The sequence below is a fragment of the Vibrio sp. 99-8-1 genome (assembly GCF_013114595.1).
In the GTDB taxonomy this organism is placed as follows: domain Bacteria; phylum Pseudomonadota; class Gammaproteobacteria; order Enterobacterales; family Vibrionaceae; genus Vibrio.
The window spans coordinates 86,303-105,466 of the sequence record NZ_VTXE01000010.1 but is presented as its reverse complement, the minus strand read 5'-3'; the positions used below and the strand labels follow the sequence as shown (position 1 = coordinate 105,466).

Genomic DNA, 19,164 nt, shown 5'->3' with positions numbered 1-19,164 from the left:
AAAGTGGTATATTTCATCAAAATTCGTTAATAAATCAATAAAAAGAAAACGTTTGCGTTTGGCGCGCGGATAATAAGGGAAGTTATGTCAGTAAAAACAGAATCAACACTCTCTCAGATAACTATTTATCCAATTAAATCGACTCAAGGTATCGACATATCGACCTCTTGGGTAGAAAAACAAGGGCTCTCTTTTGATCGTCGTTTTATGATAGCAACGCCTGACGGCAAAATGATAACTGCCCGCTCTCACCCTCAATTGGTTACTTTACATACCAATGTGACCAACAACGGTTTGCATCTGGCTTATGAGGGAAAAGAAACTTTAACTCTATCCTTCTCTGATTTCTCGATGAAAAAGAAACAGACTCAAGTATGGAACGATATCTTTTTTGCTTACCAAACAACCGATGAAGCAAACCAGTGGATCAGTGAAGTTGTAGGGGATAAAGCGGAGTTGCTTTACACCGGAGAGCAGTCAAATAGAGTAAGAGAAAAACTGGGTCACAACGTGTCATTCGCAGATGGTTATCCGCTGTTGGTGATTAGCGAAGCGTCGCTAAGTGAGTTAAACCAGCGAGCATCCGAAACCCAGTTTATGCAACAGTTTAGGCCTAATATTGTCGTGACTGGTGATGAAGCTTTTATTGAAGATAGTTGGAAAAAGATTCGAATTGGTGAGGTAGAGTTTGACGTTGTTAAGCCTTGTGAACGCTGCATATTAACGACGGTTGATCATACGTCAGGTATTGCTAAGGCCTCGAAGGAACCACTCAAAACACTGTCTACATTCCGGGCGAATGAAGATGGCGGTGTGTACTTTGGTCAGAATATTGTCGCCCTTAATGAAGGCTCAATATCCGTTGACGATGTCGTTGAAGTTTTAGAGTACAAAGAGAAAGAGTACTACGCCGATAATCAGCCGCAGAGTTTAACGCTAACCTGCGTTGCCAAAGAAGAGACGGCTCGTCAGTTTGTTACCTATTGGTTTGAACCAACATCAGGGGTATTGCCAGGCTATTTACCAGGACAGTATTTACCTATTGAGGTGATGTTTGATGGTGAGAAAATATGCCGCTATTACACCTTATCTTCAACACCAAGTAGAATGGGGCGCTACGCTATATCGGTAAAACGAGTTGATGCGGGAAGAGTCTCTAATTGGTTATTAGATAACCTCAATGTTGGCGATGTATTAGAAGCGGATACGCCACAAGGCAGTTTTCACTTAAGTGATCACCATTCAAACCCTCTACTGCTTCTATCGGCAGGAAGCGGCGTGACCCCAATGATTTCTATGCTACGTTACTTGGCTGATCATGATCAGATGGACAACGTGGTGTTTTATCATCAATGTAGCACGCTAGAAGATATTCCTTTCAAAGAGGAGTTGGACGAGCTTCATGAACGCTTTAAAGGGCTGCAAATTATCATTTCACTGAGTCAGGCTCATGATGACTGGCCTGGCGCAAAAGGCCGCCTTGCATTATCTCACCTCAAACACATTCCAGATTTACCTTTACGTCAGGTGTTTGTTTGTGGGCCGAATGGCTTTATGAAAAAAGCCAAAAGCTTGCTAGTTAAGCTAGGATTGCCTACCAGCCAATATCATCAGGAGCAGTTTACGTTAGAGGCCGAACAACAAGCTTATAAAAAAGTATTCATCTCTTTAAATGGCGCTATGGTCGAAGGGGATAATCAGAGTTCGGTATTACAACAAATAGAGAAAGCCGGTTTAGCCATTGCAAATAGCTGCCGGGCAGGTTTGTGTGGTGCATGTAAAGTCACCTTAGAAAGTGGTGAAGTCGAGCATGCTGATGTTGCTGCGATTACAGACGAAGAGCGAGACTCTGGACAAATACTAGCCTGTTGCAGCGTTCCATTAACAGATGTGGAAATTGTCGATTAATCTAGGTGTTACCTAAATTAAACGATCAAGTACTCAGTAGGGTTGGTGATTTCAATACTGCGAGTGGCATGAAGTAGATAATCAGAAACGCTGGTGATGACATAAGAGTGTTGCTTGGTAATGATGTCACCAACTTTCAATTTATTGAGAGGCTTTTTGCTGGTGGCGCAGATCCATTCAGTATGGGCGTAGTCATTGACCGTCACTAGCGAAACACTTGAGACCGCAGTAACTCGGTTACCGTTGTTGGCTGTTACTACAAATTGTTGCCCTGTTAGCAGGTGCTCTACTTTAGTACCGGGTACCAGTTGAGTTAAAGAGTGAAGATGGTTTGGTGTGTTGGTTGCCATTAATACGACCAAATAGCTGCTATAAGACAGAAGTAGATTAGCAATTTGTGGCGATAAATGGAACTGTGTATATGAGACAAGGTGTCCAATTTATTTAATTGGACACCTTTTTCTATCTAGCAATGACAAAAACAAGGTTAGTCATAAATAGTTGGAATAGGTTGTCTTTTATGTTGTGTCGCTTGATAGATTGCGATGATCTTGTCGGTAACTTGTTGAGGAACGGGTTTCCCTTCTAAGAAGTCATCGATCTGCTCATAAGTTAGATTGAGTGCATCTTCATCTGCTTTTTGTGGAGTGAGTTCTTCCAAATCTGCCGTTGGAACTTTGGCGACCAGTAATTCGGGGGCTCTTAGTGTTTCAGCCAATTCTCTTACTTGACGTTTACTCAGACCAAATAGCGGTGCTAGATCGCAAGCGCCATCACCAAACTTAGTATAAAAACCAGTGATGTTTTCCGCAGAATGATCGGTACCTATGACCAATCCACCGAGATAACCTGCAATTTCATATTGAGCAATCATTCGGCTTCGTGCTTTGACATTTCCTTTTACAAAATCTTGTTTAGCGGGATTTTGCGGTAATAGTCCAGAGCCTTGTAACGCGTTATTTGCCGCTGCGTGAAGTCCATCAACACCTTGTTTAATGTTTACGGTTACAACGTGGCTAGGCTTAATAAAGCTTAGCGCTAATTGCGCTTCATCTTCATCTTTTTGCTCCCCATAAGGAAGGCGAACCGCTATAAATTGATAATCTTGAGTTTGGGATTGCTGGTTTAAGCTATCTACAGCTAACTGTGCCAAACGACCACAAGTTGTTGAATCAACGCCACCGCTAATGCCCAAAACTAAGTTTTTGCAACCTGAGTCAAGTAACTTCTGTTTAATAAAAGCCACACGGCGTTCTATTTCTGTGCTGGGTTCTATTGATGGCAGTACGCGCATCTCATCGCGAATCATGTGTTCCATGTAGATTCCTTTTCCTTCGGTAATATTAAATGCTAACTAATGGTATTATCATACCTTATCCGAGTTAGTAGAAAATAGTGAAAATAGAGCAAATGAGTAACAGTGGCGAAGTTCCGCGCAAAATAGCAGTATTTGGAAGCGCGTTTAATCCCCCCAGTTTAGGTCATAAAAGTGTGATTGAGTCTTTAACACACTTTGATCAAGTATTGTTGGTGCCGAGTATTTCCCATGCATGGGGCAAAACAATGCTGAGCTTTGAACTTCGTTGCCAAATGGTGGCGTTGTTTATTGAGGATATTGATTTGAATACGGTACGACTCTCTACCGTTGAAGAAATACTTCATAAACCGGATCAAAGTGTTACCACTTATGCGGTATTAGATAAATTACAAACCGAAAATCCAAATTCTGACATTACCTTTATATTAGGGCCTGACAATTTACTTAACTTTGACAAGTTTTACCGGGCCAGCGATATATTAATGAAATGGTCAGTATTAGCGTGCCCGGAAAAAATATCCGTTAGAAGTACAGATATCCGAACGAATATGGCCAATAAACAGCCGATATCTCATCTAACAACAGATTCAGTACAAAACTTTATTATGGAGAATAAGCTGTATTGGAGATAAATTAAGAAGGTAGAATGAACTCCAATTTAGCGTTAATCATAGCCCTTTCAGTTGTTACTCTGCCTGCTTATAGTCGTTCTTGCCAATCGAATATTGGCCTAACGGTTCTTCAATCTTCTTCCATTACTGAAGCGTGTCATATTCCTGATGGTAATTCGGTAGGGCATTTAGCCGCTTTCTCTAGTAGTGTACCTTATTATCAAAGTGCTCAACTCGACTATCAACTAACCAGCAACGATTATTGGGCCACCTGGCAAGATCAGTCGTTGGATGATCCTATTGTTACTGGCCGAGTAAAGCAGAGTTTTTTTGGTTTAGGATTATGGCTTCCAGACGCGTTGTCAGATTCAGAGCAAGAGATGAGTTATAGTGAATGGTTGAGTAACCACGGTTTACAATTCAGTGTTGCTTTTGGCGATTCTGATAGCGATGGCCCTAAAATGCGAATGGATTATCGTTGGCACAATCACTATCAAGGAGATGTCATGCTGCAGTTAGAGTGGCCATTCTAACTGGTTTAATATATAGCTAAGCTGCTATTTAGAGCTATTTAGAGCTATTTTCCTGACCCATTACCGATTGCCAAATCTGATCAAATGCCGAGTGCGAACCTGAGAAAAGAGTGTCCACAACTTGCTGACGTGATCCCCCTGAAAGTAGTTGCTTTCTAGCGTATCGAATAGTCAAAGCCATATGCAGTTCTTGGCTTAAACCTTGATTGCTATCGACTGTCCATTGATTAAACTGGGCGCTGGTTTTACTGATGAATAAACTTGGTGCAATAATCTGGCATTCATGTTTTAAGATTTGCAATAGATCCAAGCGATACTGCTCGCCAATATCTTGATGATAAAGTTTATCAATACATGCTTGTGTTAATGCAGACGGCGTGATGTATCCCGCCTTTGAAGGGAAGGTTTCCTTTAATCGTACTGAAAAATCAATATTTGATGTCTCTGCATGAGGAAAATAAGTAATCGAGGTTAAGCTACCAATAGGTAACCAAAATAGATCGTTGGCTTTAAGCGCGTATTCCGATTTACCTACTTTGATCAATACCGTGCCGCTGTGCACCATAAGTAAGGTGTTTTTAATTCTTTTTTTACGTGGGCTTACCGTCATATAAGGATGAGGGGTACGTTGGTATTGTATTGAGTAGTTCATGAGGACCTCGTTATTGAGGCGCATAGATTACATGGTCTGGTTAATATTGCCAATATGTAATGGGACAAAAAGCGGGAGGTGAGTGCAGGGTGTCATGCCATCGGTTTAATAACAAATGGTGGTAAAAATAGTCGCCAAAGGACAACAGGCGATAAAGTAAATGAACATAATGTTTGGTTTGTGGTCTGACCTGATGCAGAATGTGGATTATAAAGCTGCGAACGATGCAAAGTGAGCGTAGAATTAGCCCGATTTGAAAAATACGTATAATTATATGAACCCAGATAACGATATTTACCAAGAAATTAGGCCGTATAACGACAGTGAAATTGGCCCTTCAATTATTCGCTTAATAAATGACCAAGAATTTATTGATGCTATTCTTAACCACAGATTTGCTCATCATTCCAATTGGTTAAAAAATATACTGGCACCTTTTGTGAAAGTGTATTTAAAATTTAAGTGGAGCAAGTTAAATAGCGTATATGATATTCAAGTTGAGATTGAGAAGTACCTGACTAAGGCTCTCAATGAAACCACGGATGGCGTGACGTACTCTGGTCTAAATGAACTGGATAAGAATACTGCGTATTTATTTGTTTCCAATCACCGTGACATTGCTATGGATCCTGCCTTAGTGAATTACGGCCTGCATAATAACAGCCACAAAACGGTTCGTATTGCTATCGGTGATAACCTACTTAAAAAGCAATGTGTAACTGAGCTGATGCGCATCAATAAGAGTTTTATTGTTAAGCGATCGGCGAAAGCGCCAAGAGAGCTAATGAAAGCACTTAGCTTATTGTCTTCTTATATTAAGCATTCACTGGATACGGGTAACTCTGTTTGGATTGCTCAAAAAGAAGGCAGAGCGAAAGATGGTAATGACTCAACCGATCAAGCCATTTTAAAGATGTTTCATGTGAATGGCCGTAAAACCAAAACGCCATTTAATGAGTATATTCGCTCATTAAAGATTGTTCCTGTTGCTGTTTCTTATGAAAACGACCCTTGTGATATCGCCAAAGCAAAAGAGCTATATGCCAAAGAGAGCTGTGGTGGTTATGAGAAAACAGAGTTTGAAGATATAGATAGCATTATTCAAGGGATACTCGGCTACAAAGGAAAAGTCCATGTCGCGTTTGGTGATGTCATTAGCGAAGACTTTTCTGATCCTGAAGCGTTAGCGAAAGAGATAGATAAGCAGATACATAGCTTATATAAACTTTATCCAATGAATTTACTTGCTGCCGGTGAGTCGGATGAGTCAATTACTGAAGAGGTGAAAAGCGCTCTTAATGATAAGTTGGCACAATTATCAGAAGCTGAACAGCCTTACTTAATTAATATGTACGCCAATCCCGTCATGAACAGTAAAGCTTAGTGAGCATAAGGGAGTTGGTTGTTAACCCGCTCCTGTTTTCTCTTTCGTCTTAGCATAACTACATAACTACATAACTACATAACTACATAACTACCTTGCTACCGCACCACCTAACGTCAGATTTTTTGGCCACTTGCTGATTTGATTCCCACCAAGAAAAATATTGCCATTAACGGTCATTTCATCAGGAAATGTCGTGATTCTAGAGCCTCCAATGTACAGGTCTCCCTCTATAAATATTCTCTCTGGCAGTGCATCTATAGGCGTTCTCATGACACTTAAGTCACCATTGACATGCAGAGCAGGTGGCAATGTTTTTAATGCAGTATCAGTAAAGTTAATATAGCCGCCAACGCTAACACCCGTGGGCCAATTTTCTATTGATGCGCCAAGAAAGTTGGCGAAGCCGGTAATTTTAGTGCCGGGTAAAACGAACTTAACCTTACTGTTTGCGGCATTTAAGTTTCCTTTTACAGTGAGCCCCTTTGGCAACCTTTCTATGCTGGTCTTAGATATGTTCAGGTTTCCTTTTACCGTCAGCCCGTCAGGCAAAGAGGTATAGGGCTTGTTTCGCAGGTATAAATTACCGTAGTTATCTAAGTGATTAAGAATTTGGTACTGATCTAGATATTCGGCTCTTGCAAGCAGAGGCATCATGGCTAATGTGATTAACAACAGCAGTTTGTTCATAGCTACCTCTCGGTGGGGGACTGATTTGGTTATCGGCCGAGTAGTCGAAAACTCCACTTTTTTGATAAAATAAAAGCGAGCATTTAACTCGCTTTCTGATAAACCCTTTGATCAGCATTTGTCGGTTTTGTTACTGCTTTATCAGCTGATTTATGTCGATACACGACATTTCACTGCTGCGAACTTGAATAACATTACATCATATATTGGCAATGAATGTGGCGAACGATCAATGAGCCATAGTGTAAGCTATGCGGCTAAAGAAAATAAATTTTAGCGAGAAAGCGTACGACACTTAAGTTCAAATATCAGTTTTTCAGCACTGACATCAAATTTGAATCGAGAATGTAATTCTGTGGATTGTTCCGTCAGCGCTGATGTCTCAAACTGAACGTCGGCATTAATTGACTTAGCTAGGCTTGTGTATTTTTCAAACTCAGCCTCTAATGCTTGTTTAGATTCTGCAAAAAGAGAAACTTCCGCTACTTCATCACCTTCTTTAATGATGAAACCAACTTCAGCACTGCAGCCACACGCTTCACATAACTCATTTTCTGCGCTTGTTGCTATGGTTTCCTCTGTCATCACGACCTCACTTACTTAATATGTAAACGCATATATTACCTAGCATAGCGGCATCTATCCAGTAAAACATCGTATGGTACCAATAGCCTTTTGTAGAAAAATTGGCATATTTAACAAGGACAAAGTAACTGTATGCTATTCCCATTTTTTTTATATGTGTTTATTTATATTGGATTGTTGCGTTAGCGGTAAAAATAAACAATAGGCGTTGAGCGGATATCGAATCGGTTTGTGTGCCATGAAAGTAGAATCTGGTAATGAGCGTTGTCTACTCGCTAAGATTAGCGGTTAACCAATATTGTTTGCAAATAAGACCTGTCTGATATTGGGGGCGTTTCCAACCTAGTATTCTTGACGGAAATGTTGAATACGCTTTACGCAATTTCTCATTGTTATCATTAAATTACATAAAAGAGATCTTATATGCCAAAACGTAGCAGAGAAGATACTGCATCAACGATTAATATGATTTTGCAAGCCGTTGAAAAGCAGTTGTTTAAAATGGGTTATGACAACATGACATACACAACACTTAGCCGCCAAACCGGAATTTCAAGAACAGGAATAAGTCATCACTTTGCTAAGAAAACGGATTTTCTGGTGGCAATGGAAGAGCGAATCTATCAAAAACTAACCCGGTACTTGGTGCTGAACAAGCAACTTACAGACTTTATTCAAAGCTGGAATGATGCGTTATCTAAGCCTCGCTTTCGGTCAATATTGAGGGTGATAACCTACGATGTGATGAGAAACAGTAGCAGTAATGGAATAAAACTGAACACACTTAAAAAGTTAGCAATGCGGTTGCAAGATGATTTTGGAGATAAAGCGGTTAGCGAACTTGAGGCGCTGTTAGGAGAGTATATTATTTATTTGAGTCGCAATGGTTAGATAGATTGGGTAATAAAAAAGCTCCAAAATATTGGAGCTTTTTTATTATAATTTTGGCTGGTTTAAGCGTTAACGCCTTCAGCTTGTGCGGTTTTTTTTTCTTGGTTCATCTTCACTAAGAAGTAGACGTTAACGCAAGCGATAAATGCGTTAGTTGCCACAACAGGCATCGCGCCAATCATCAGTCCGTAAACCACAAAAAAACTACAACCAATAAAGTTTAGTACGCGTAGTTTAACGATATCTTTCATCGTTAAAGAGATTGCAACCATAATTGATGCAACGTAACCCATAATCTCAACCATATTAAAATCCATTATATTACCCTCTATCTTGAATGCCGACTGCTCGGTACCAATTCTTCTCGTCGTGAGATAACTGAGGAAGCTCCATGCCTCGAATGGTTCGTATTAAATCTGCATCGGAATATATCAGCTTAAAGTCTGTGATGAAAGCCACAAAAATGAAGAAATAGAGAGTTAGCGATTACGCAAACGTTTTACGTCATTTTGCTTTATCACTTTGAAAAGAAATATACAGAAAAGAAGTTGTTTTGAAGAAAAGAGCCCGTCAATGAGGGGCTCTATAGTTATACTCAAGTGATCTCAAGGTGCAGGATTCAGAGCTTCATCAACAGGTTCGATTGAAGAAAAATAATCGAAGGAATGGCATCCTCTTTCAAGATTATCTGACGCAGAAATGGGTATGTTGATGCGCTCCCAAAGGGCGAGTTTTATTGGCTCCTGCTCTGTGTTACCGATTTTTGCCGTAGAATGACTATGCCTTCAAATCAGTGCCTTGATCAGAAACCAATAAACTCTCGCTGAATAAACAACTTGAGGTTATTTGAGTATATGAGTGATAGAGGGTGTGAGTTACTTTTTCCCTTGGGCTTGCTTATCTTCTTCGGTAAGCTCGCGAATACGACGGCTGATGTCACGGCGTGTTTTAGAAATTTCAGCACCTTTTATGATGTGATCATCAACTCGATCTTCATAATCCGCTTTCATATTTTTAACGATAGCAACAATTTGATCGTGGGACATATCTGCTTTGATATAGTCGAGTAGATTATCAAGAAGCTCGACGCGTTTCGTGTTATCACGAACTTTCTTATTGTTGTCCTGTAATTCACGCTTTAATTTGTTTTTACGGCGTGCCTGATTAACAATTTCAAATACATTGTTCATAAAATATCCTAAATAATAACGACTAATAAATGGAATTAAAGCACATTGATCGCTTCGATTACAGTCTTTAAATCAATGATATTCGTTTTATTGCTTTCTGCTAATTGTTACGGATTCATGCTGTAGAATGATGATGCTTCTTAATCAGTGCTTTGAGCAGTGGCAATAAACCGTCGCTAAATAAGCGGCATGAGTTTACTGGGCTATACCATCACTTAGTTTGAAGATATTTGTTAGCTAGTAAAGTATGACTTTGTTATCTTGAGTTGAGACGAGGTAGTGATTGAACTGATTAACAGCCTCATTGTAAAATTACAATTTAGTACATTAAGAGCAAAACAGACCAGTCAATTTGAAGCCGGATAACCAGTGAGATGATAAAACAACAAGCGCAAAAACAGAGTAAACAACGATTACAAGAGTCCTATAAATTAGCTCGTAAGCAGTTGCAGTCAGTCGATATTGAGCTTAATCGTTCATCTATTGCGCTAATTAATGAAAAAGGTGAATTGATTCGTATCCCTGTATTGCATGAACACTAGTTCTCACATAACGTTAGTACTATCAAGGTTAACAACTCTAGTGAAAAGGATGAATAATGAAAATTGAGTTGAATGAAATTGAAGCAAGAGTGATTGGCTGCTTGCTAGAGAAAGAAGCCACGACACCAGATCAATACCCTTTATCATTAAATAGTCTGACCAATGCCTGTAATCAAAAAAGCAATAGAGAACCGGTAATGGCATTGTCAGAGTCGGATGTTCTCGATGCTGTCGACCATTTAATATCAAGACGCCTTGTTAATGATGAGAGCAGTTTCAACAGCCGCGTCTCCAAATATCAGCACCGTTTTTGTAATACTGAATTTGGTGACCTTCAGTTTTCAGACCAAGAGAAAGGAATTGTATGTAGCCTTCTATTGAGGGGAGCTCAAACTCCGGGAGAGCTAAGAACTCGTACCAACCGTTTATGTCAGTTTAGTGATGTTAAAGAGGTAGAAAGCGTTCTTGATCAAATGTCTCAAGGAGAAGCTGAAACCGCTCTGATAGTGAAACTACCAAGAGAAGCGGGCAAAAGAGAATCCCGCTATATGCACCAATTCTGCGGCCAAGTCGATGTGGATAATATGGCTGAAACCCCGCTCGCTCCTTCCCGGGCAAATAGCCAAATTGAACCATTGGTACAAGAGATAGCGGAGTTGAAGTCTGAAGTGTCAGAACTCAAGTCTGAACTGTCTGAGCTAAAAGAGTTGGTTAACTCTCTACTATAGCCATGTTAAGCAAAATGGAAGAGAGCGAGAAAGACCCACAACATTCAACTTGGTGGGTCTATCTTATCCGTACTCAAAACCGATCTCTGTATTGCGGTATTACTACCGATATTCCCCGTCGTTTTAAAATGCATCAACAGGGTAAAGGCGCTAAATACTTGAGAGGCAAAGGCCCTTTAGTATTGGAGTGGAGTCAACAGCTAGACAGTCAAAGTAATGCTTTACGTTTAGAGTACCAAATTAAGCAATTTTCTAAGAAGAACAAAGAACGAGTCATCGCTGAGCAAGCGACATTATCAATCAAGTAATCTGAGTAACCTGTTTATATAAGGTCAATAGTGAATTTTGTTAGCCGTCATGGTGATTTATGACGGCTTTTTTGTTGCTTGGATTGCCTTATCGCTATGTTGTCACTTACACTTATGTTTATTCTCGGTTTTTTCTGACGCAATAACGTGAGCTCCATTTTATGAAGACAATTATCTCTGCCATGTTATTGGTGCTACTGTCGGCTTCTCCTTTTAGCTATGCGATGAAGAATATCAGTGGTTACTGGACTTATCCTGATTACCTTAAAGCCTTTCCAGAGCAAAAAAAGCTAACGCAAAGCTTAGATATTTCTGTCAACAGCACTGCTATTCCTATGGCAGGTAATCAAATAAAGCCCATTGTGGTTTCTGTGGTGTATCCAGGGGAACAGGTTTCTGATTACTGGCGAAGAAACATCAAAGCATTTGAACAGCGCTTAAACGAGCTCAAAATAAAGTTTGTTCTTGAAAAAGTACTGACTAAGCCAAACGAGGATGCTCGTCAGCAAAACCTATCTCTCAATGAAGCATTGGCGAAGAATACCGATTACTTAATCTTTACCCTCGACACTGGCCGGCATCGTAAATTTATTGAACATGTTCTGCATAGCTCGGAAACAAAGCTCATTTTGCAAAACATCACCACACCGGTGCGTGCGTGGCAGTTTAAACAACCATTTTTATATGTAGGTTTTGACCATTTACTCGGCAGTCTTGCTCTGGCGGAATACTTTAAAGTGGCGGTTAAACCACACTCTAAATATTCCGTAATGTACTTTTCTCAAGGGTATATTAGTGACGCGAGAGGCGACACTTTTATCCACGCCATGAGTAATCAAGATAACTACCGTCTAGCATCGTCATTCTATACCAAGGCCACCAAAGAGAGCGGTTATGCGTCTACCAAACTTGCTTTAACACGAGATCCTGATCTGCAATTTGTCTACGCCTGCTCAACGGATGTTGCTCTAGGTGCTTCACAAGCAATAATGGATTTAGGCATGCACAACGTAAAAGTTAATGGTTGGGGTGGAGGCTCCGCTGAGCTTGAGGCCATTAAGAACGGCGAATTAGATGTCACTGTGATGAGAATGAATGATGACACCGGGGTTGCGATGGCGGATGCGATAAAGTGGGATTTGGAAGGAAAACAGGTTCCCACCGTCTATTCTGGTAGTTTTGAAATCATTAGCAAAAGCGATAATCCACAGAGAATTGATATGTTGAAGCAAAGAGCATTTAGGTACTCGGATCGATGATATTCACCACAGATCGCAATAACCCAAGATCAATGGCCAGCTTAACGGTTCGGCTGATCTTTTTGGTATTTACTGTCTTAGTGGTGTTGTTGCTTGGCTTTAGCTTTCAATACAGTGCAACGGCGGTAAATCAAGAAATAGAAAGAAACCTCACTCAAACCTCTACGCTATTGCAAAGCCTCTTCGATTACAAACTGGGGACAATGACAACCCATCAAAATAGCCAAGCGAAAAGTGTTACCTTACAAGAATTTATTGAGAAAAATGAACAAGCACAAATTGATGATTATTTCTTTTCGGTAGAAAAAGCCGACCTAAAAAATACCCCGGACTTTCGATTTATCACTAGAGATAACAAGCTATATTGGGATGATGGTAACGCGCTATTCTTTGGTATTGAGAGTGAAAAACTCAAACAGCTGACGACCGAAGTGGCTTATAACAATAATTGGCATTTCACCCCGTTGGGAACAGAAGATGATCACAAGCACCTACTCATTCGTAGGATGCCAATTATTAAAGCCTATAATGGCGAGGTGCTGGCTAGGTTTTATATTGTGGTGGTGCTTGATAATAACTTCTCAATGGTTGAAAGCCTAAAAAGCGTTAGTAATACACAAGACATTGTTTTGTTGGTAGATGGTGAGCGAGTGGCGTCCACTATAATGCCGACGCAGCAATCAGACAGTGACACGAATAAAAGCATACAAGCACATACCGTTATACCTACCGACGAGCATAGCGATTATCTATTTAACAACATAGGGTTAAAAATTGATGGTATAGAGACGCCGATCAGCCTATACGTCCTGCAAGATAACGCCAGTATTTTACTGCTAGAAGATAACTACAAGCTGGGGCTGTTTTTCTCCATACTCTCCATTCTTGCGACAGCACTGTTAGCTAGAGTATTGATTCAGAAACGATTAACCGGAGAATTGGCAGCATTAGTTGCCTACACTCAAATCGCTAGAGATCAGCGAAAAGTATCACCATTTAAAGGGTCAATTGTTTCTGAGTTTGATCATATTGGCCATACGCTGGAAAATACTTTTGAAGAGTTAATTGAAAAAGAGCAGCTGTTTCAGGATCTGTTTAATTTTGCTTTGTCACCGATTATTGTTTGGGATAGCAAAGCCAAGATCATTCGTATGAATCCAGCAGCGGAGAAGGCCTTTCAAGAAAATGATATTCATATAGAACGCGTATTCCAAACGTTTCAGCAACGTATCGTGAATCATATCGATAAGGTAGCCACCGGCGAAGTATTGACGGGGGTTAACATTCCAATATCAAATAAGGTGTACCGCTGGAATTTGTCACCTATTTTGCTGGAAAATGGTGTGCACTCGATTATTGGTCAAGGGCTAGATATTACCTCTCTGATCGACGCTGAGAAGCAGAGTAACTATGCTCGACTAGAGGCGGAAAAGGCAGTAACGGCGAGAGCTGAGTTTATGGCGAGAATGAGCCATGAAATACGTACTCCCCTTAATGGCATTCTTGGTATTTCTCAGTTACTTAAAAAATCCACCCATGAAGAAAATCAGTTAGAGAAGATAGACGTTCTTCATAAAAGTGGAGAGCACTTATTGGCGGTGTTAAATGATATTTTGGACTTTTCTAAGATAGAACAAGGGAAGTTAAGTATTACCAAGAAGGTTTTCCAATTTTCAACGGTAGTGAGTTCGATTGAACGAATTTACTCACCGCTGTGCGATGAGAAACAGATTGAGTTAGTTGTAGAAAACCAGTTACCAAGTGACGCCCGAATATCAACAGACCAAGTACGACTGAACCAAATTCTATTCAATTTGTTGAGTAACGCCGTTAAGTTCACCCATGCCGGCTCAATATCAGTGCGATTTTCGCTACAAAAAGTGAACGAGAATGACCACTGTTTAACGATTGTTGTTGAAGATACAGGCGTAGGCATATCCAAACAGAATCTAGAATCTATTTTTGAACCTTTTGTTCAATCCGAAAGTACCATCACTCGCGAATATGGCGGGAGTGGACTTGGGCTCTCCATTGTAAAATTACTGGTAGAGATGTTGGGAGGTGATATTCAAATAGAGAGTACTGAATATCAGGGAACAACGATACGATTAAACTTAATGGTGGATATTGAGAGTACGGAATCGGGAAGTTCATTGCCTGGAATTGAAGCAAATAAGGGGCAATTATTTGATGAACCCATTTCAGTGCTTTTAGTCGAAGATAACAAAACCAATGCGTTTATTGCGAAAGCATTTTGTGAGAAGTATGGCTTAACGGTTGATTGGGCCAAAGATGGGTTAGAAGCGTTAGAGAAATTAAAACAGCAGCAGTATCAGTTGATTTTAATGGATAATCAAATGCCAGGTTTAGGTGGTATTGAAGTGACGTCAATTATTCGCAATGAACTAAAGCTAAATACCGCGATATTTGCGTGTACTGCTGATGGCTTTGAAAGTACTAAACTGGCGTTTGTCGATGCAGGGGCAAATTATGTGATGGTAAAACCAATTAAAGAAGCGGCGTTATACGATGCATTGCTTTACTATAAAACGCACTTACAACCGAGCAGTTAATCACTCATACCGTTGATGTTATGAGGAGCGACTGCTCAGAAAAATTAGCGATTAACGATGGCGTGTTCAAAAATCTCGTATTTTAAGTTGTCCACTAACTCTATTTCTTGATCAAACTTGATGCCGACGAATAGACCATTGTTAAGTTTTCTAACATTGACGAGATTACAAATTGGCGATGTTTCGGGAAAGTGCTCCAGAGCTGGTTTTATCGTAACATCCATGCCTTTTGCTAGCTCTATTGGTTTTTCAAATAAAATACCACATCCGGAAGAAGACAAATCACGAAGTATCGCTTTATGGCTCTCTCCTTCATGAATGACCTCAACAGGCAAACTCAACTTAAATCGCTTATTCGCTCTTATTGGTTTTGTTTCAAAATTATATGGTAATTTAACAAACATTAGCCATGTCGGGCGCGATACCACTGTGATGATTTGCGATTTAAAGGCAATAATGTCCCCTAACTCTGTATCCGTAATACCTCTAATGACCACAGGTACGTTGTTAGTTTTGCGGGTAATAAGATCTTCAACAGCTTTAGGAGCAAGGTCCAGCAATAGGAATTGACCTTCCTTCATGCCTATTAACGTCGATTGAAGTGTATATTCATCACGAGGGCCAAACTTGATGAGAATGGATAGCTTCATGCCAAATTCTAAATAATCTTTTATCTGCTTTGATTTAGCGGGAGAAGAGTTCATGCCTATCCTTGATCTATTGCTGAAAGTTTATCCAAACGCACTGCTAATTACCTAATAATAATAGATGGTTAGTGAAGTAATTGCGCAGTTAGTATCAACTTATTGTACGGTATAAGTTGTAGAAATTAAATGAGCTTTGGGTGAAGTTATTATATTTGTGTGTCGAGAATTGTTCCAACCATTTCATCAGAGCGACGAACAACGTTAGTTCCCACTTGAGAATAAGTATGTGATTGATTTAACTTAGCTAGCGCATCTTCTAACGATGCAGGGCGTTCTTTCATCTCTTTACTCTGGTCTGGTTGCTGATTCTCTTTCAATGAATCAACCTTATTAAACTCTAAGTCACTACTTTTAGAAACTTCAGCGATCTCTTGAGCGGCCTCATCCGCCATGGCTTGAGATTGCTGTATTATTTGTTGACCAGATTGTACGGAAGAGACTGGCATGACGCTATCCTCAAGGTCTGATGACCTTTTACTGTTCTATAGTAAGAATAATCGTTAATGTCAAATTGTTCAAATTTTGCCGCTTTGATGACTAAATTAACGAAATAAACTAGAGATCAATGTCAGTTCCTCTTCAGTTAATAGAGGAGATTGCTCTTTAAGCAGCTCTGTTTCAATTTGATCTTGTAGTGCTTTGAGTTGTTCAGCGGTTAACATCACAACATCGGATTGAAGTTGTTCAAATTGTTGCTGACCCATAATGTCACCTCTCGTTTAATGCCTATTTCAACCGATAATCAAAATGAACCTAAAACTTCAATGAACTCAATAGCCAAAGAGTATCGTAAATAAAGTGAATTTTAGGTTAACAAACATTATACAAGCGAGAGCGACGACAACTTGTACGGATTGTGTAAAGGATTGTCCGAAAAATGTAAGAGAACCCTTAAGTTTAAATAGGAGAAGCCAGATTGATTGGTCAGTGAAATATTGGTCAAGTTACGGCGGTGAACAGTAACGACAGAGTCAACCCCGTATAGCACGAGGTTACTTTGCCTGTTTACTTCTTCGTTTTACCTTAGTTCTTGATATTTTGACTGGCTTGCTCGCGAGAGCGTCAGCGAGTTGGTGTAACTCCGGTAGCATTTTGTGAATGAGATGAAGTTGTTGAAGTACCATTTTGGCAGAAGGACCTTGATCATCACGCCATTGATTTAATCTCTGTGATACAAGCTCGTTATTTCCATCAATAAAGCAGGCTTCACATTCGTTATCCAATTGTTGGCTAATGGCGTCCAAATGCGCGTGGATATCTCGGTGAGCATCAAGAATCAGTTGGTGAGTAACATGATCATCTAACCGTGTTCTATGTGCGCCTAGTGCTGAAATATAGCTTAACAAGGCATGGTTTAATGTTAAAAAGCGAAAGCTGTGTTCGGTTGCTCCGCGATGCTTGCCCGGTTCCATCAACATATTATTAATGGCTGAGCTAAGTAGGGCGCTTTGATTATGCGCTTTACGTCGGGCCACTCTGTATTGAAGATCGTTCTGTTTTCCGATGCGATACTGGCCGATGATCTGAGCCAAATATAACTTGTTTGAAGTGATGGACGCCGACATAACATTATGTAGCCGTTTTGATTGCCAATCAGGCAAGATAAAACTGACCGATAAAACCGCGAGTGCGCAACCTATTAAGGTATCCGCCAGCCTTGGTAATACAACAGCGTAACCTTCACCCAATTGATCGAAGCAAAATAACACAAGAATAGTGATAAAAGCGGTAGCGTAGCTGTAATTATTGACTCGAAAAGCAAAGAAGGCTACGCCAGATAAGATGATAACGGCCAATTGGACCGTATTGGAAGGAAACAGATAAAGAAGCAGAACACCCACTAACAAGCCAACCGTAGTTCCAACCACTCGGGAAATAAGCTTCTGTTTTGTGGCACTGTAGTTAGGCTGACAAACAAAAAGAGTGGTCAATAGAATCCAGTACCCATTGTCGATAGCGAAAGCTTGGATAAGCAAATAGCCAAAGGTCAATGCCAATGATAAACGAATAGCGTGTCTAAACAGCAGTGACGATGGTGTGAGGTTTATTTTTATTCGTTGCCACATCGCTTTTATAGTATGCGCTTCTGTATCCTCTAACGTATCTTCCATCTCTTCAGGAAGTGCATCAGGGTTATCGATATTAGAAAGCTGCTCTTCAATTGTGGCGAGATTATTAAAAAGATACTTGAGTTGAGGAACAAACACCTGCCAGTTTGGGTTGCCTTGCTGTTCGATGTGGACGATGGAGTCATTAAGCTCAGCTAACGCCGCTTTTGTCTTGTTACCATGGTTATATGGCACCCCGAGGCGTATAGAGTTAGAGATATCACTACATGCGATAGACTGCATCTCCAATAGGGTTTTAAAGCGAAACATCACATCTGAGAACCGGAAAACCTCAGCAAGATCCTGATAGCGAGCATGACTGGAACTTACCCGCTCATGAATGTCTTGTGCTAGGAAGTAGATCTTGAGAAAGCGGTCACTGGGACCGTCTACTTGTCCTCTTTTCGAACGAGCTAAAAAGGTCGACTTACAGTGGTTTAACGCGGCAACCGTTTTGGCATTTAGTTGTGCCTCGTTAATTCGATAAGGTTGAGGGATCAATCCGGAAACCGGATGAAATAGCTCTCGCTTTACTTGAAAGTAGTTCGCCAACGCTTGAAAAACAGTAGAGAGGCTGTGTTGAACTGGCTGCATTGGTTTTGCCGCATACCAGATCATTGATAACAAAAAATACCAGCAACAACCACCTAGCAACAGGGCTGGCTGAAACCATAAGTTAACGCTTTTATCGGCTCCTAACATGGTGTAAATGGCGATTAAAAGTGAACCGAAGGCAATCTTGGCGTATCGAGGACCAATGGCTCCTAGCATGATAAACAGTATGCTTGAGCTAAAAAGCCCGATGGCAAAGAAAATAGGGTAGTCAAACAACAACTCTATCGAGAAAGTGGCGATAGCAAAGCAGAGTAAAGTTAAGAATTGAGCCTTAATGCGGCCTTTGAAATTATCATCAGACTCCGTTAATGCCGCGGCGATGACACCCAATATTAATGGGGTAATGGTGTTGATCTCTTTAAACAGCAAGGAAGGAATAGTGGCGCCGATTAACGCTGTAAAAATGAGTGCGCTGTAGCTAACGGTTGGATTGGCTAAAAACGGCCTGATGTTGTGAGTTTTATACACAGTTGATATCTAATTAACCAAGAATATGACGTTGATGGGATTATAACGTGAATGACAGAATAAATAATGAAAAAACAGTATTTATTCAATGTAA

At 40.3% G+C, this 19,164-nt stretch carries 21 protein-coding genes; 10 read left to right on the top strand and 11 right to left on the bottom strand.

The window, feature by feature from the left end; translation table 11 throughout:
• Positions 1–84: 84 nt before the first annotated feature.
• Complete coding sequence (locus tag F0227_RS07430) at positions 85–1,908, top strand: hybrid-cluster NAD(P)-dependent oxidoreductase (protein ID WP_171752555.1); 1,824 nt, start codon at positions 85–87, stop codon at positions 1,906–1,908.
• A gap of 17 nt (positions 1,909–1,925) precedes the next feature.
• Here the strand turns inward: F0227_RS07430 and F0227_RS07425 are convergent, their stop codons facing one another.
• Together F0227_RS07425 and nadE are read right to left on the bottom strand one after the other, a co-directional pair.
• The gene (locus tag F0227_RS07425; RefSeq protein ID WP_171752554.1) at positions 1,926–2,258 is read right to left on the bottom strand and encodes a hypothetical protein; all 333 of its coding nucleotides are present in this window, start codon (positions 2,256–2,258) and stop codon (positions 1,926–1,928) included.
• Between the two features lie 137 nt (positions 2,259–2,395).
• The gene (gene nadE / locus F0227_RS07420) at positions 2,396–3,226 is read right to left on the bottom strand and encodes an ammonia-dependent NAD(+) synthetase (RefSeq protein ID WP_171752553.1); all 831 of its coding nucleotides are present in this window, start codon (positions 3,224–3,226) and stop codon (positions 2,396–2,398) included.
• 92 nt (positions 3,227–3,318) lie between these two features.
• On the opposite strand from nadE, the gene F0227_RS07415 reads away from it, so the two are divergent.
• Complete coding sequence (locus tag F0227_RS07415; RefSeq protein ID WP_171752597.1) at positions 3,319–3,858, top strand: nicotinate-nicotinamide nucleotide adenylyltransferase; 540 nt, start codon at positions 3,319–3,321, stop codon at positions 3,856–3,858.
• Between the two features lie 14 nt (positions 3,859–3,872).
• Positions 3,873–4,370: a hypothetical protein gene (locus tag F0227_RS07410; protein WP_171752552.1), complete on the top strand. Its 498-nt coding sequence runs from the start codon at positions 3,873–3,875 to the stop codon at positions 4,368–4,370.
• Positions 4,371–4,404: 34 nt separating this feature from the next.
• Here the strand turns inward: F0227_RS07410 and F0227_RS07405 are convergent, their stop codons facing one another.
• A complete protein-coding gene (locus F0227_RS07405) occupies positions 4,405–5,022 on the bottom strand; it encodes an AraC family ligand binding domain-containing protein (protein ID WP_171752551.1) in 618 nt (205 codons plus the stop codon).
• 274 nt (positions 5,023–5,296) lie between these two features.
• Between F0227_RS07405 and F0227_RS07400 the strand changes: the two genes are divergently transcribed.
• Positions 5,297–6,406: a 1-acyl-sn-glycerol-3-phosphate acyltransferase gene (locus F0227_RS07400; RefSeq protein ID WP_171752550.1), complete on the top strand. Its 1,110-nt coding sequence runs from the start codon at positions 5,297–5,299 to the stop codon at positions 6,404–6,406.
• A 90-nt stretch (positions 6,407–6,496) separates the two neighbouring features.
• On the opposite strand, the gene F0227_RS07395 is transcribed toward F0227_RS07400, so the two are convergent.
• Complete coding sequence (locus F0227_RS07395) at positions 6,497–7,063, bottom strand: hypothetical protein (RefSeq protein ID WP_253822065.1); 567 nt, start codon at positions 7,061–7,063, stop codon at positions 6,497–6,499.
• Between the two features lie 306 nt (positions 7,064–7,369).
• Positions 7,370–7,681, bottom strand: coding sequence for a DUF406 family protein (locus tag F0227_RS07390; protein WP_171752548.1), 312 nt, complete (start codon positions 7,679–7,681; stop codon positions 7,370–7,372).
• A 423-nt stretch (positions 7,682–8,104) separates the two neighbouring features.
• Here F0227_RS07390 and F0227_RS07385 point away from each other — a divergent pair, with 423 nt between their 5' ends.
• On the top strand, positions 8,105–8,572 hold the full coding sequence (locus tag F0227_RS07385; protein WP_171752547.1) for a TetR/AcrR family transcriptional regulator: 468 nt from the start codon (positions 8,105–8,107) through the stop codon (positions 8,570–8,572).
• Positions 8,573–8,634: 62 nt separating this feature from the next.
• On the opposite strand, the gene F0227_RS07380 is transcribed toward F0227_RS07385, so the two are convergent.
• Together F0227_RS07380 and F0227_RS07375 are read right to left on the bottom strand one after the other, a co-directional pair.
• Positions 8,635–8,889 (bottom strand): YgjV family protein, encoded by a 255-nt coding sequence (locus F0227_RS07380; RefSeq protein WP_171752546.1) that lies wholly within the window; start codon positions 8,887–8,889, stop codon positions 8,635–8,637.
• Positions 8,890–9,447: 558 nt separating this feature from the next.
• Complete coding sequence (locus F0227_RS07375; RefSeq protein ID WP_171752545.1) at positions 9,448–9,762, bottom strand: DUF496 family protein; 315 nt, start codon at positions 9,760–9,762, stop codon at positions 9,448–9,450.
• A gap of 374 nt (positions 9,763–10,136) precedes the next feature.
• Between F0227_RS07375 and F0227_RS07370 the strand changes: the two genes are divergently transcribed.
• From F0227_RS07370 to F0227_RS07350, 5 genes are all read left to right on the top strand, one after another.
• Entirely contained in the window at positions 10,137–10,304 is a 168-nt protein-coding gene (locus F0227_RS07370) for a hypothetical protein (RefSeq protein WP_171752544.1), read from the top strand.
• A gap of 56 nt (positions 10,305–10,360) precedes the next feature.
• Positions 10,361–11,032, top strand: a complete 672-nt coding sequence (locus F0227_RS07365; RefSeq protein ID WP_171752543.1) for a DUF480 domain-containing protein — start codon at positions 10,361–10,363, stop codon at positions 11,030–11,032.
• Positions 11,033–11,046: 14 nt separating this feature from the next.
• Entirely contained in the window at positions 11,047–11,340 is a 294-nt protein-coding gene (locus tag F0227_RS07360) for a GIY-YIG nuclease family protein (RefSeq protein WP_171752542.1), read from the top strand.
• Positions 11,341–11,501: 161 nt separating this feature from the next.
• Positions 11,502–12,599, top strand: coding sequence for a substrate-binding domain-containing protein (locus F0227_RS07355; protein ID WP_171752541.1), 1,098 nt, complete (start codon positions 11,502–11,504; stop codon positions 12,597–12,599).
• The gene (locus F0227_RS07350; protein ID WP_171752540.1) at positions 12,596–15,172 is read left to right on the top strand and encodes a LuxQ periplasmic sensor domain-containing protein; all 2,577 of its coding nucleotides are present in this window, start codon (positions 12,596–12,598) and stop codon (positions 15,170–15,172) included. Before F0227_RS07355 ends, F0227_RS07350 begins: the two co-directional genes overlap by 4 nt.
• A 44-nt stretch (positions 15,173–15,216) precedes the next feature.
• Here the strand turns inward: F0227_RS07350 and F0227_RS07345 are convergent, their stop codons facing one another.
• From F0227_RS07345 to yccS, 4 genes are all read right to left on the bottom strand, one after another.
• Positions 15,217–15,876 (bottom strand): PilZ domain-containing protein, encoded by a 660-nt coding sequence (locus tag F0227_RS07345; RefSeq protein WP_171752539.1) that lies wholly within the window; start codon positions 15,874–15,876, stop codon positions 15,217–15,219.
• Positions 15,877–16,025: 149 nt separating this feature from the next.
• Positions 16,026–16,325, bottom strand: a complete 300-nt coding sequence (locus F0227_RS07340; protein ID WP_171752538.1) for a hypothetical protein — start codon at positions 16,323–16,325, stop codon at positions 16,026–16,028.
• A gap of 96 nt (positions 16,326–16,421) precedes the next feature.
• The gene (locus F0227_RS07335) at positions 16,422–16,583 is read right to left on the bottom strand and encodes a hypothetical protein (RefSeq protein WP_171752537.1); all 162 of its coding nucleotides are present in this window, start codon (positions 16,581–16,583) and stop codon (positions 16,422–16,424) included.
• 288 nt (positions 16,584–16,871) lie between these two features.
• Entirely contained in the window at positions 16,872–19,070 is a 2,199-nt protein-coding gene (gene yccS / locus F0227_RS07330; protein WP_171752536.1) for a YccS family putative transporter, read from the bottom strand.
• Positions 19,071–19,164 lie beyond the last annotated feature (94 nt).

Excerpts from the sequence above, each read along its gene's own strand:
- F0227_RS07430 (WP_171752555.1), top strand. The coding sequence starts at position 85 with ATGTCAGTAAAAACAGAATCAACACTCTCTCAGATAACTATTTATCCA.
- F0227_RS07425 (WP_171752554.1), bottom strand. The coding sequence starts at position 2,258 with ATGGCAACCAACACACCAAACCATCTTCACTCTTTAACTCAACTGGTA.
- nadE (WP_171752553.1), bottom strand. The coding sequence starts at position 3,226 with ATGGAACACATGATTCGCGATGAGATGCGCGTACTGCCATCAATAGAA.
- F0227_RS07415 (WP_171752597.1), top strand. The coding sequence starts at position 3,319 with ATGAGTAACAGTGGCGAAGTTCCGCGCAAAATAGCAGTATTTGGAAGC.
- F0227_RS07410 (WP_171752552.1), top strand. The coding sequence starts at position 3,873 with ATGAACTCCAATTTAGCGTTAATCATAGCCCTTTCAGTTGTTACTCTG.
- F0227_RS07405 (WP_171752551.1), bottom strand. The coding sequence starts at position 5,022 with ATGAACTACTCAATACAATACCAACGTACCCCTCATCCTTATATGACG.
- F0227_RS07400 (WP_171752550.1), top strand. The coding sequence starts at position 5,297 with ATGAACCCAGATAACGATATTTACCAAGAAATTAGGCCGTATAACGAC.
- F0227_RS07395 (WP_253822065.1), bottom strand. The coding sequence starts at position 7,063 with ATGATGCCTCTGCTTGCAAGAGCCGAATATCTAGATCAGTACCAAATT.
- F0227_RS07390 (WP_171752548.1), bottom strand. The coding sequence starts at position 7,681 with ATGACAGAGGAAACCATAGCAACAAGCGCAGAAAATGAGTTATGTGAA.
- F0227_RS07385 (WP_171752547.1), top strand. The coding sequence starts at position 8,105 with ATGCCAAAACGTAGCAGAGAAGATACTGCATCAACGATTAATATGATT.
- F0227_RS07380 (WP_171752546.1), bottom strand. The coding sequence starts at position 8,889 with ATGGATTTTAATATGGTTGAGATTATGGGTTACGTTGCATCAATTATG.
- F0227_RS07375 (WP_171752545.1), bottom strand. The coding sequence starts at position 9,762 with ATGAACAATGTATTTGAAATTGTTAATCAGGCACGCCGTAAAAACAAA.
- F0227_RS07370 (WP_171752544.1), top strand. The coding sequence starts at position 10,137 with ATGATAAAACAACAAGCGCAAAAACAGAGTAAACAACGATTACAAGAG.
- F0227_RS07365 (WP_171752543.1), top strand. The coding sequence starts at position 10,361 with ATGAAAATTGAGTTGAATGAAATTGAAGCAAGAGTGATTGGCTGCTTG.
- F0227_RS07360 (WP_171752542.1), top strand. The coding sequence starts at position 11,047 with ATGGAAGAGAGCGAGAAAGACCCACAACATTCAACTTGGTGGGTCTAT.
- F0227_RS07355 (WP_171752541.1), top strand. The coding sequence starts at position 11,502 with ATGAAGACAATTATCTCTGCCATGTTATTGGTGCTACTGTCGGCTTCT.
- F0227_RS07350 (WP_171752540.1), top strand. The coding sequence starts at position 12,596 with ATGATATTCACCACAGATCGCAATAACCCAAGATCAATGGCCAGCTTA.
- F0227_RS07345 (WP_171752539.1), bottom strand. The coding sequence starts at position 15,876 with ATGAACTCTTCTCCCGCTAAATCAAAGCAGATAAAAGATTATTTAGAA.
- F0227_RS07340 (WP_171752538.1), bottom strand. The coding sequence starts at position 16,325 with ATGCCAGTCTCTTCCGTACAATCTGGTCAACAAATAATACAGCAATCT.
- F0227_RS07335 (WP_171752537.1), bottom strand. The coding sequence starts at position 16,583 with ATGGGTCAGCAACAATTTGAACAACTTCAATCCGATGTTGTGATGTTA.